Below are 12,421 nucleotides of genomic sequence, written 5' to 3' on the forward strand. Positions count from 1 at the left end.
TGCTGCTTGGGGGATTAATCTGCCTGACCAGCGTACTTATAGTTTCCTCACCCGCCGCGACGGACTCATGCCCTTCCCCGCCAGAGATTGAGGTGACAACCATGAATAGCGAGTTCAAACCCAACCCAGTTCACAGCGTACCGGCCCACGAACGGGAGGCCGAGTACTTCGAATACAGCAAGGCGGCCAACCCAATCAGTGCCAATCTGATTGCCCGGGTTCCCTACCACAGCTTCCCGGCATCGCTTTATGACACAGGTCCGTCGCGGGTGGTCCCGCTGGACCTGAGCGACACCTTGGGTTGCGAAGGGCCGGCAACGGGTCCTGGACTATGCGCGAACTTCATCCGCCTCACCGCTGATGACAGTCTGACCCTCCACCCCAACGCGACTTCACAGGTGTTCTATGTGATCGAAGGCACTGGCAAGGTGGCCCAAGGCGAACATACGCTCGAATGGTCGAAAGGGTGCTTCATCGCCCTACCCGGCCTGCTACCGGCCCGGCTCAGCGCGACTCGGGATGCTCGCCTGTACTACGTTCATGATGAGCCACTGCTGCGCTACCTGGGCGTCACCCGCAGCATCGATCGCTTCGCACCAACGCTGTACCCTGCACAGACAGCAAACGCAAAGCTGCGCGAGGCTGCCGAAGACCCGCGGGCACGGGATCGCAGCCGCATCAGTATCTTGCTGGGCAACCGCAACTTCCCCCAAACCAGAACAGTGACCCACGTGCTCTGGGCAATGTACGGAATCCTGCCTGCCGGCTCGGTCCAGAAACCACACCGGCATCAGTCCATTGCGTTGGACTTCATCATCGACTGCCCGCCAGGCTGCTACTCACTGGTGGGCACCGAACTGGGTGCCGATGGCCAGATCCGCAACCCCGTGCGCGTGGATTGGACCCCCGGCTTGGCATTCGTGACCCCTCCTGGTCACTGGCACGCGCATTTCAACGAGTCGGGCAAAGATGCCTTCCTGATCCCCATCCAGGATGCCGGCTTGCAAACCCACTTGCGCTCCTTGGACATTCGATTCAGTTGAAACCAGCCGCCACGCCGCCCGCTTACAGGGATGTGGGAGGCGTTCTAACACTGCCAATAGGGCGTGGTACCAATACGTTCAACCATGAAGTCGATAAAGCAGCGCACCTTTGAAGAGACAATCCGCTTAGGCGGATAGACAAACCAGACAGCCGATTTCCGCTCCACGGATCGAATATCCCATTCTGGTAACCAGACCAGCAATTCATTCGCCTCGATACTCTTGGCCACCAGCCAGTCCGGCAGTATGGCAACCCCCAGCCCTTGTCTGGCGGCGATGAGTTGTGCGTCCAGGTCGTTGATCCGGATGCAATCGGCCAATATCGGCTGGAATGAACCCTGCGTCGGCGACACGAATACCAGCTCAGCCCATGAGTCGATACTTGAGCCCGAAGGAAGGTGTTCAAGGTCGGCAGGACTCGCAGGCTGCGCATGGGCAGCCGCAAAGGCGGGACTGACGACGAGCAGCAGCTTTTCCTCAGCGATCTTGCGCGCCATTAAGGTGGAGTCGGCGAGGGCTCCGATACGAATCGCAAGGTCAATGCCGGAATGGATCAAGTTAGCCTGGGAGTCATCCAGAACCAGCTCCACTCTCACCTCGGGAAAGCGTCCAAGAAACGTGTTCAATGCCGGCAGAATGTGGTGACGCGCAAACGCAGGCGGTATGTTGAGTTTCAACACGCCACGAGGATGCTGGTTCAAAGCCGAGGTCGCCGCCTTGGCATTTTCCAACGCCTCCAGCACCCGGTGCGCATGCAGGAGGAATGTCTCGCCGCCTTCTGTCAGGTGGAGCATGCGAGTGGACCTGTTGAATAAAGCGATACCCAACTCTTGCTCAAGGCTTTTCACGTACCTTGAAACCGTCGAAGCCTTGATGCCGAGACGCTCGGCCGCACGTGAAAAGTTGTTGTCTTGCGCTGCTTCGACAAAAGCGGTCAAGGCCGCGAAGTAATCCACGCGTCACCTCGACCCGGACCAGGTCTCAAGCACGCGTTCACCTATAACGGTATGTTTGAAATGGGTGGCCATGGTTTCTCCAATCGTTGCGTTCAGCCAGGAATGGGCGCCGGATATCCAGCGCCCAGGCTGGCCTCAATGCACCAGCATCCCAGTGAAGACGTAAGCTTGCGACAGCGTGATAAGCCCGATGATGGCGGCGAAAATCAGGCTGTGCTTGAGGGTGAAACGGAACAGGTCGGACTCCTTGCCGACGATACCTGTGGCCGCGCAAGCCACGGCGATGGACTGCGGCGAGATCATCTTGCCGGTCACGCCGCCGCTGGTGTTGGCTGCCACCAGCAGGGTGTCATCGACGCCGATCTGATGCGCGGTGGTGGCTTGCAAGGAGCCGAACAGGGCATTGGAGGAGGTGTCTGAACCGGTCAGGAACACGCCCAGCCAGCCCAGGAACGGCGAGAAGAACGGAAACGCCGAACCGGTGCCGGCCAGCACCAGGGCAAGGGTGGTGGACATGCCCGAATAGTTGGTGACGAACGCGAAGGCCAGCACCATGCCAATGGATAGGATGGGCCATTTCAGATCGACCAGGGTTTCCTTGAAGGTCGAGATCCCGGTCTTCCAGTCGATACGCAAAATGAACATCGAGACCAGCGCCGAGAGCAGGATCGCGCTGCCGCCTGCCGAGACGATATCGAACTTGTACACCGCCGGCATGGCCGTCGCCGTCTCGACGATGGGCGCGCCCTTCATCACCAACTGATCCAGGTGCGGGATGGCGAACACGAAGACGAACTGCTCCAGCGCGCCGCCCGGAGCGAACAGGGCCTTGAAGGGCTTCAAGGTCCAGATCGTCACCAGCACGGTGAGCACCAGGAATGGCGACCAGGCCTTGAGGATCTCGCCGAAGCTATAGGGCGAAGGCGTGCTGTTGCGCATCCCGCCGAAGCCGCCCATCACCGCCGCGCCGCCGGAGACACCGACCACATCACTGTCTTCGGCACGCTTGGGCTGCCAGACCTTGAGAAACAGCGTCAAGGACACAATGCTCACCAATGCCGAGGTGATGTCGGGCAGCTCCGGGCCAATGTAGTTCGAAGTGAAGTACTGGGTGATGGCGAAGCTGGCGCCTGCCACCAGGGCCGCTGGCCAGGTCTCCTTGACGCCGCGCCAGCCGTCCATAATGGCGACCAGCCAGAACGGCACAATGACCGACAGCAGCGGCAGTTGACGGCCGGCCATGGCGCCGATCTTGAACGCGTCGATGCCGGTCACCTGCCCCGCGACGATGATCGGCACCCCCAGGGCGCCGAAGGCCACCGGCGCGGTGTTGGCAATCAGGCACAGGCCCGCCGCATACAGCGGGTTGAAGCCAAGCCCCACGAGCAGAGCGCCGGTGATCGCCACTGGCGCGCCAAAACCAGCCGCGCCCTCGAGAAAGGCGCCGAAGGAAAAACCGATCAACAGCACCTGCAGGCGCTGGTCGTCGGTGATCGACAGCACCGAACTGCGGATCACCTCGAACTGGCCGCTCTTGACCGTGAGTTTGTAGAGGAACACCGCCGCGACGATGATCCAGGCGATGGGCCAGAGGCCATAGGCGAAACCGTAGCCGGCGGCGGCGAAGGCCATGTCGGACGGCATGCCGAACACCAAGGTGGCGATGGCGATCGACAGCGCCAGGGTGATGGTGCCAGCGATGTGGCCCTTCATGCGCAAGACAGCCAGGGCGATGAAGAAGAATATGATGGGGATCAGCGCAACCAGTGCTGAGAGTCCCAGACTTCCGAGTGGGGTGTACATCTGTTGCCAGGTTTGCATGACAGGAGCCTCTTATTATTGTTGGGTATCCAAGTGATCGGTTGCGGGTAACCGCTGGCATAGGTACTGATGGCGGGGTGTGGCCTCCGGGGCAAGGAATGGACAGTCGCCGCCCAGGAGGAGCCCACAAGAGGGCTCCTCTTCAGGCAGGTCGGTTTCGGGAAGCCGGCGCTCATTGCTCCCGTTTGAAACGGGCACGCCAGGCATGCAGCAATGGTTCGGTGTAACCGCTGGGCTGCTCGCACCCCTTGAAAACCAGGTCGCTGGCGGCCCGGAACGCATGAGAGCGCTCGAACGCCGGTGCCATCGGGCGGTAGGCGGCGTCCCCGGCGTTCTGCTGGTCCACCACCCTGGCCATGCGCTCAAGGGTTTCACCCACCTGGGCCGCGCTGACTACACCGTGGTGCAGCCAGTTGGCAATGTGCTGGGCGGAGATGCGCAAGGTCGCGCGGTCCTCCATCAGGCCGACATTGTGGATGTCCGGCACCTTGGAACAACCGACGCCCTGCTCCACCCAACGCACCACGTAACCGAGGATGCCCTGGCAGTTGTTGTCCAGTTCCGCCTGGATATCGGCAGCGCTCCAGTCCCGGGCGACACTCACCGGCACGCTGAGCAGGCCCTGCAGCAGGCTGGCGCGCTCGCTGTTCAGGTCGATCCTTTCAAGCTCGCGTTGCACCGTCTGCACATCCACCTGGTGGTAGTGCAATGCGTGCAAGGTAGCCGCGGTCGGCGACGGCACCCAGGCCGTGTTGGCCCCGGCCTTGGGATGGCCGATCTTCTGTTCGAGCATGGCCGCCATCAGGTCAGGCATGGCCCACATGCCTTTGCCGATCTGCGCCCGGCCGCGCAGGCCGCACGCCAGGCCGACCAGCACGTTGTTGCGCTCATAGGCTTGGATCCAGGCAGTGGCTTTCATGTCACCCTTGCGCAGCATGGCGCCGGCTTCCATGGCCGAGTGCATCTCGTCGCCCGTGCGGTCGAGAAAGCCGGTATTGATGAACGCCACCCGCTTGGCCGCCGCCGCGATGCAGGCCTTGAGGTTGATGCTGGTCCGCCGCTCCTCGTCCATGATGCCCATCTTCAGGCTGTAGCGCGGCAACCCGAGCAAGTCTTCGACACGGCCGAAGAGTTCGTCGGCAAACGCCACCTCGGCAGGACCATGCATCTTCGGTTTGACGATATAGACACTGCCGGTACGCGAGTTGCCCTTGCGGCGCAGGTCGTGCAATGCGGCCAGGCTGGTGACCACCGCATCGAGAATACCTTCGGGAATCTCTTGCCCTTCACCATCGAGGATGGCCGGGGTGCTCATCAAGTGGCCAACATTGCGCACGAACAGCAAGGAACGACCGTGCAAAGCAAGCTCGCCGCCATCGCGACCGTGATAGTGGCGGTCCGGGTTCAGCGTGCGGGTAAAGGCCTTGCCGCCCTTGCTCACGCTTTCCGCCAGGTCGCCTTTCATCAAGCCCAGCCAGTTGCGGTAGACCACGACCTTGTCGTCGGCGTCCACCGCCGCGACGGAGTCCTCGCAGTCCATGATGGTGGTCAGCGCGGCTTCCATCAGCAGGTCTTTGACCCCGGCGCCATCGGTCGCGCCGATCACGCTGGCCGGGTCGATCTGAATCTCGACATGCAGGCCATGATTCTTCAGCAATATCGCTGTCGGCGCATCGGCCGGGCCTTGATGGCCAACGAACTTCTCCTCCTGCGCCAGGCCGGTCCGCCCGCCATTGGCCAAGCTGACCTGCAACCGGCCGTCGGCCACCCGGTAGGCCGTGGCGTCGACATGAGACGCGCCCTGCAGAGGGAACGCCTGGTCCAGGAACGCGCGGGCGAAGGCGATCACCTTGGCGCCGCGCACGGGGTTGTAGGCGCCGCCCTTCGCGGCGCCGTTGTCCTCGGCGATGGCGTCGGTGCCATAGAGCGCGTCATACAGCGACCCCCAACGGGCGTTCGCAGCGTTCAAGGCATAGCGGGCATTCATCACCGGTACCACCAGTTGCGGACCGGCCTGGACGGCGATTTCGCTGTCGACGTTACTGGTGCCGACCTCGACCTGATCGGGCTGCGGCAGCAGGTAGCCGATGGACTCGAGAAACGCCTGGTAAGCGGCCATGTCCGCCACCGGCCCTGGGTTAGCCCTATGCCAGGCATCCAGCTCGCCCTGCAGGCGCTCGCGCTCGGCCAGCAGCACACGGTTGCGTGGCGCTAGGTCGTGCACCAGGGCATCGAAGCCGCTCCAGAACGCTTCAGGGGAAATACCGGTATCGGGCAGGACTTCATCGTCGATGAAGCGCTGGAGGTTGCTCGCCACTTGCAACCGTTGGCAAGACACGCGCTCGGTCATTGTCTTTCTCCTGAAAGGGCTGCGATTCCGGCAACGGCTACCTGGGCATCCTGTTCGGCCTTCACCCCGGACACGCCGACGGCACCAATCACCTGACCATCGACCAGCACTGGCACACCACCCTCCAACGAGGTCAGCAACGGTGCGCTGACGAAGGCGACACGGCCACCGTTGACCATCTGCTCGTAACCCTTGGTGTCGCGTCGGCCGAGGGCCGCGCTGCGGGCTTTCTCGGTGGCGATGTAGGCCGCGATGGGCGCACAGTCATCGAGCCGCTCCAACGCCAGGGGGTGGCCGCCGTCGTCCACCACGGCAATGGTCACGGCCCAATGGTTGCGTTGGGCCTCATCACGGGCTCCGGCAAGAATCCGGATGACCTCCTCACTTCCCAGTACAGCTTTGCTTCGCATGGTTCTCTCCTAAATCAAGGCTTCTTCCACCAGCTCGACCCAATGGCGCACCGGCGTACGCCCTGCGCCGTCGAGATGGGTCTGGCAGCCGATATTGGCGGTGACGATCACCTCTGGGTTGCCGCTTTCCAGGGCGTTGAGCTTGTTGTCGCGCAGTTGCCGGGACAGCTCGGGCTGGGTCAGCGAGTAAGTCCCGGCCGAGCCGCAGCACAAGTGGCTGTCGGGCACATTGGTAAGGCTGAAACCGAGCCGGCCGAGCACGTCTTCGACGGAGCCGCCAAGCTTCTGGGCGTGCTGCAGGGTGCAAGGGCAGTGGAAAGCCAGGCGTCGGTCACCGTGAATCCCGAGGTTCTCCAGCGGTTCGGCGCGCAGCACCTCCACCAGGTCCTTGGCCAGGGCGCTGACCCGCCCGGCCTTGGCGGCATAGGCAGGATCGTCCTTGAGCAGGTGGCCATAGTCGCGGACAAAGGCACCACAGCCGCTGGCCGTCTGCACGATGGCCTCCGCCCCCGCTTCGACCGCAGGCCACCAGGCGTCGATATTGCGCCGGGCACGCTCTAGCCCCTTCTCCTGGGCATTGAGGTGATAGTCGACGGCGCCACAGCAACCGGCTTCCCGGGCCGGCACTACTGAGATGCCCAGCCGGTCCAGGACACGTGCGGCGGCAGCATTGGTGTTCGGCGAAAGCGCCGGCTGCACGCAGCCTTCGAGCATCAGCACACGGCGTGCATAGCGCGCCGCCGGACGCGGCTTGGCTGGATGCGGCTGGCGTGGCAGCTTGGATTTCAGAGTGCCCGGCAACAGCGGCCGGAAGGCCTGACCAGCCACGGTCAGGGCCTTGAACACGGCTGGCCGGGGCACCACGGCACGCAGTCCTTCACGCAGCATGCGTTCGCGAAGAGAACGGGGCACCCGCTCCTCGACAACCGCGCGGCCGATGTCCAACAGGTCGTGATACTGCACGCCCGAGGGGCACGTGGTTTCGCAATTGCGACAGGTCAGGCAGCGGTCCAGGTGCAACTGGGTCTTGGCGGTGACCTCCTGCCCTTCGAGCACCTGTTTGATCAGGTAGATGCGGCCACGCGGGCCATCCAGTTCATCGCCCAGCAGTTGGTAGGTCGGACAGGTGGCAGTGCAGAAACCACAATGCACGCAAGAGCGCAGGATACGTTCGGCTTCTTCGGCACGCGGCAGGCGTTTGGCTTGTTCGCTCAGATTGGTTTGCATAGCTCGCTCTCAGACGTCCGCGTAGACACGACCCGGGTTGAAGATGCCCTGGGGGTCGAGCTGTTTCTTGAGGTTCTGGTGGTAGCGCATCAAAGGCCCGGCCAGCGGTGAAAAGGGCGTCTCGCTCACGCCATAGCGCGTGGCATGGCCGCCTGCGCTGCTCACGGCCTGGCGAATCACCTCCGCGTCGGCGTCGGACTTCAGCCAACGCTGGGCCCCGCCCCAGTCCAGCAGTTGCTTGCCCGGCAAGGCGATGACCCCGGTATTGTTCGGCAGGGACAGCCGCCACAGCGGCTCGGCCGAGGCAAAAAAGGCCAGGCGCTGTTCGCGCAGATCCTCCCAGTAACCGTTGCCCAGCGCTTCGCCGCCCAGGCGCTGACGGGCAGACTGCACCGAGCCTTCGCCCCCTTCCAGGCGCAGGTGGAGTGCCTGCCCGTCGTAGCAAGCGGCGCTGATCGGTATCGGTTGCTGGCCCCACTCGGCGAGCTCGCCCAAGGCCTGGTGGATGTCCATCTCCAGGCGCAGGCTGAAGCAAGTGCGCGGCGTTGGCAGTACCTTGAGCGACACTTCAGTGATCACCCCCAGGCAGCCGAAACTGCCGGCCAGTAACCGCGACAGGTCGTAGCCGGCCACGTTCTTCATCACTTCGCCGCCAAAGCGCAGGAGCTTGCCGTGGCCTGTGATCACCCGGGTGCCCAGCACATAGTCACGTACCGAACCCGCCCAGGGACGCCGGGGCCCCGACAGCCCGGCCGCGACCATGCCTCCAAGGGTGGCACCCAAGCCCAGGTGCGGTGGTTCGCAGGGCAGCATCTGCCCCGCCGCCTCGAGCGCAGCCTCGACCTCCGCGAGCGGCGTACCGGCGCGGGCAGTCAGGACCAGCTCGGTCGGGTCGTAGCTGACAATGCCTCGGTGGCTGCGGGTATCGAGTACTTCGCCACTCACCCGGCGACCGAGCATGGCCTTGCTGTTGCCGCCCTGGATCCGCAGCGGCATGCGTTCATTAAGGGCGTAGTTGACCTGTTCCAGCAGCGCTGCGCTGGCGTCGTGATCGTGTCGCATCAGAAACGCTCCAGTTCAGGAAACGGCAGCTTGCCGTGGTGCACATGCATCGAGCCGAACTCGGCGCAACGGTGCAGGGTCGGGATGTTCTTGCCGGGGTTGAGCAGGCCTTGGGGATCGAACGCCGCCTTCACGGCATGGAACAGGGTCAGCTCGTCGCTGTTGAACTGGGCGCACATCTGGTTGATCTTCTCGCGCCCTACCCCGTGCTCGCCGGTGATGCTGCCGCCGACTTCGACGCAGAGTTCAAGGATCTTGCCGCCAATCGCTTCGGCCCGCTCCAGCTCGCCAGGCACATTGGCATCGAACAGGATCAGCGGGTGCATGTTGCCGTCGCCGGCATGGAATACGTTGGCCACGCGCAGCCCGTATTCCTCGGACAGTTCGGCGATGCCATTGAGTACCCGGGGGAGCTCGCGGCGCGGGATCGTGCCATCCATGCAGTAGTAGTCCGGGGAGATACGGCCAACCGCCGGAAAGGCATTCTTGCGCCCGGCCCAGAACCTGGCGCGCTCGGCCTCGTCGCAGGCCAAGCGCACGTCGGTGGCGCCAGCGGCCTTGAGCACGGCTTCCACTCGCTCGCAATCGTCCTGCACGTCGGCCTCGACGCCATCGAGTTCGCACAGCAGGATGGCCGCCGCATCTACCGGGTAGCCGGCATGAATGAAGTCTTCAGCCGCGCGGATCGACAGGTTGTCCATCATCTCCAGGCCACCGGGGATGATGCCAGCGGCGATGATGTCGCCCACCGCCCGCCCGGCCCTGTCCACCGAGTCGAAGCTCGCCAACAGCACCCGCGCCACCTGTGGCTTGGGCAGCAGCTTGACGGTCACTTCGGTGACGATGCCGAGCATGCCTTCGGAGCCAGTGAACAGCGCCAGCAGGTCGAAGCCTGGCGCGTCCAGGGCGTCGCTGCCAAGCGTCAGCGGCTCGCCTTCGATGGTGAGGATCTCGACCTTGAGCAGGTTATGCACGGTCAGGCCGTACTTCAGGCAGTGCACGCCTCCAGCGTTCTCCGCCACGTTGCCGCCGATGGAGCAGGCGATCTGCGATGAAGGGTCTGGCGCGTAGTAAAGGTCGAAGGGCGCCGCAGCCTGGGAAATGGCCAGGTTGCGCACACCGGGCTGGACCCGTGCGAAGCGGCCCTCAGGATTCACTTCGATGATGCGGTTGAAGCGCGCCATCACCAGCAGGATGCCCCGCTCCAAAGGCAGGGCTCCGCCCGAAAGGCCGGTGCCCGCGCCCCGGGCAACCACCGGCACCTGACGGGCGTGGCACAGCTTGAGCAGGGTCTGGACCTGTTCGATACGCTCGGGGAGCACCACCAGCATCGGCGTGGTGCGATAAGCCGACAGGCCATCGCACTCATAAGGCTTCAGGTCTTCCTGGGCGGACAGGATTTCGAGATCGGGCAAGGCTTCGCGCAGCTCCGAAAGCAGGGCCGCCTTGTCGACGCGAGGCAGTGCGCCATCGACGCGCTCGTCATAGAGGATGTTCATAAAGCTCACCCATGGTTTTGTTCTTGTTGTTTTCACGGCTTGGCCCCTGCCAATCGCAGGCCCAAGTCAGAATCAGAGTGCGCTCAGGGAAACGACCAAGTCGATGGCCTGGCCAACTGGTCCTACCACTTTATTCTGCCTACTGGCTTTTTCACGTGGAATAAACAGGTTGTTTGCCTATAAATTGATCAGGAGATATCAAGCCAATACCAACTGGTCTGACCAGTTACTGGAGTGCTCCGATGGTGAGTCCCGATTCAGGCAGGCAAAGCAAGCCGCAGGTCGCTGACCAGGTGGCCGAACGCATCGAGCGATTGATCGTCGATGGCGTGCTCAAGGTTGGACAGGCGCTGCCTTCCGAGCGGCGCCTGGTGGAGAAACTGGGCTGCTCGCGCTCGGCGCTGCGTGAAGGATTGCGGGTACTGCGCGGGCGCGGCATCGTCGATACCGAACAGGGGCGCGGCTCGTTCGTGGCGGACCTGAGCCATACAGGCAACACCACGCCATTGATGCACCTGTTCAGCTCGCAGCCACGCACGCTGTTCGACCTGTTGGAAGTGCGCGCGCTACTGGAAGGTGAGTCCGCGCGCTTGGCGGCCTTGCGTGCCACCGATGTGGATCGGTTGCTGATCAAGCGGCGCTACGATGAGATGGTCGCGGCCCATGAGTCCCCGCTGTCACACGACCCACGGGAGCATGCGCGGCGCGACCATGCTTTCCACAGGGCGATCAGCGAGGCCTCGCACAACCCCGTGCTGGTGCATACCCTGCAGTCGCTCAGCGACCTGACGCTCAGCACCGTATTCGCTTCGGTCAACAACCTGTACTGTCGCCCAGCGCAAAAACGGCAGATCGACCGCCAGCACACCCGCCTCTACCACGCCGTGATGGAACAGTTGCCCGAACAAGCCCAGCGCGCCGCCCGCGAACACATCCACAGCGTGCGTGACAACCTTCGCGAGATCGAGCAAGAAGAACAGCGCCTGATCCGAGCCACCATGCGCCTGGAAGGATGGAAGTAACGAACTACAAGAAAGAGCAGGCTGGTACGCCAATGCCAGTCAGTTATGCGGCCCAATTGGCCTTAACTGACTGGCATTGGCCTGATGCGCTCCCACTTATACTTGCAGCTTGAGGTTTGAGGCTTACCTATCGTCGCGGATCGAGAAGTTGGCCATGTGCTCCAGGCCTTTGATCAGCGCCGAGTGATCCCAGTTGCCGCCACCGAGGGCGACGCAGGTGCTGAACACTTGCTGGGCGTTGGAGGTGTTGGGCAGGTTGATCGCCAGTTCCTTGGCGCCCTGCAGGGCCAGGTTGAGGTCCTTCTGGTGCAGGTTGATGCGGAAGCCCGGGTCGAAGGTGCCCTTGATCATGCGCTCGCCATGCACTTCGAGGATCTTCGAGGAGGCGAAGCCGCCCATCAGCGCTTCGCGTACCTTGGCCGGGTCGGCGCCATTCTTGGCGGCGAACAGCAGGGCTTCGGCGACGGCCTGGATGTTCAGGGCGACGATGATCTGGTTGGCCACCTTGGCGGTCTGGCCATCGCCATTGCCGCCGACCAAGGTGATGTTCTTGCCCATGGCCTGGAACAACGGCAAGGCGCGTTCGAAGGTGTCCGGGCTGCCGCCGACCATAATGCTCAGGGTCGCGGCCTTGGCGCCGACTTCACCGCCGGAGACCGGGGCGTCCAGGTAGGCGGCGCCGGTGGCCTTGATCTTCTCGGCGAAGACCTTGGTGGCGGTTGGCGAGATCGAGCTCATGTCGATCACCACCTTGTTCGGGCCGACACCTTCGGCCACACCGTTGTCACCGAACAGGACACTTTCGACCTGCGGGGTGTCGGGAACCATGATGATGATGAACTCGGCTTCCTGGGCCACTTCCCTGGGGTTGGCCAGGGCAATGCCGTTGTCGCCCAGCAGCTCGGCCGGAGCCTTGTCGAAATGCTCGGAGAAATAGAGCGAGTGCCCTGCTTTCTGCAGGTTCAGGGCCATGGGCTTGCCCATGATGCCAGTGCCGATAAAACCGATTTTAGCCATGAGAAGTTGCCTCT

Annotated in this window: 10 protein-coding genes; 2 read left to right on the forward strand and 8 right to left on the reverse strand. The window is 63.2% G+C overall.

The genetic code is table 11. The features are described from left to right. Window positions 1–101: 101 nt before the first annotated feature. A complete protein-coding gene (locus ACYU03_RS19105; protein ID WP_461886192.1) occupies window positions 102–1,043 on the forward strand; it encodes a cupin in 942 nt (313 codons plus the stop codon). A 44-nt stretch (window positions 1,044–1,087) separates the two neighbouring features. On the opposite strand, the gene ACYU03_RS19110 is transcribed toward ACYU03_RS19105, so the two are convergent. The 7 genes from ACYU03_RS19110 to glcD all read right to left on the reverse strand — a co-directional run bounded on the left by ACYU03_RS19110 (window position 1,088) and on the right by glcD (window position 10,368). Continuing rightward, window positions 1,088–1,999 (reverse strand): LysR family transcriptional regulator, encoded by a 912-nt coding sequence (locus ACYU03_RS19110; RefSeq protein ID WP_461886193.1) that lies wholly within the window; start codon window positions 1,997–1,999, stop codon window positions 1,088–1,090. A 135-nt stretch (window positions 2,000–2,134) separates the two neighbouring features. Next, window positions 2,135–3,820, reverse strand: a complete 1,686-nt coding sequence (locus tag ACYU03_RS19115) for a lactate permease LctP family transporter (RefSeq protein WP_461886194.1) — start codon at window positions 3,818–3,820, stop codon at window positions 2,135–2,137. A 172-nt stretch (window positions 3,821–3,992) separates the two neighbouring features. Beyond that, window positions 3,993–6,170, reverse strand: coding sequence for a malate synthase G (locus tag ACYU03_RS19120; protein WP_461886195.1), 2,178 nt, complete (start codon window positions 6,168–6,170; stop codon window positions 3,993–3,995). Then, a complete protein-coding gene (locus tag ACYU03_RS19125; protein ID WP_461886196.1) occupies window positions 6,167–6,580 on the reverse strand; it encodes a heme-binding protein in 414 nt (137 codons plus the stop codon). The genes ACYU03_RS19120 and ACYU03_RS19125 overlap by 4 nt, the downstream gene beginning before the upstream one ends. A 9-nt stretch (window positions 6,581–6,589) precedes the next feature. After that, a complete protein-coding gene (gene glcF / locus ACYU03_RS19130; RefSeq protein WP_461886197.1) occupies window positions 6,590–7,807 on the reverse strand; it encodes a glycolate oxidase subunit GlcF in 1,218 nt (405 codons plus the stop codon). Window positions 7,808–7,816: 9 nt separating this feature from the next. Next, a complete protein-coding gene (gene glcE, locus ACYU03_RS19135) occupies window positions 7,817–8,869 on the reverse strand; it encodes a glycolate oxidase subunit GlcE (RefSeq protein WP_461886198.1) in 1,053 nt (350 codons plus the stop codon). Next, window positions 8,869–10,368: a glycolate oxidase subunit GlcD gene (gene glcD, locus ACYU03_RS19140; protein WP_461886199.1), complete on the reverse strand. Its 1,500-nt coding sequence runs from the start codon at window positions 10,366–10,368 to the stop codon at window positions 8,869–8,871. Before glcD ends, glcE begins: the two co-directional genes overlap by 1 nt. 242 nt (window positions 10,369–10,610) lie before the next feature. On the opposite strand from glcD, the gene glcC reads away from it, so the two are divergent. Then, entirely contained in the window at window positions 10,611–11,390 is a 780-nt protein-coding gene (gene glcC / locus ACYU03_RS19145) for a transcriptional regulator GlcC (protein WP_461886200.1), read from the forward strand. A 123-nt stretch (window positions 11,391–11,513) separates the two neighbouring features. Here the strand turns inward: glcC and ACYU03_RS19150 are convergent, their stop codons facing one another. Continuing rightward, window positions 11,514–12,407, reverse strand: a complete 894-nt coding sequence (locus ACYU03_RS19150; RefSeq protein ID WP_461886201.1) for a 2-hydroxy-3-oxopropionate reductase — start codon at window positions 12,405–12,407, stop codon at window positions 11,514–11,516. Window positions 12,408–12,421: the final 14 nt, after the last annotated feature.

This window comes from Pseudomonas sp. X10, assembly GCF_054889225.1.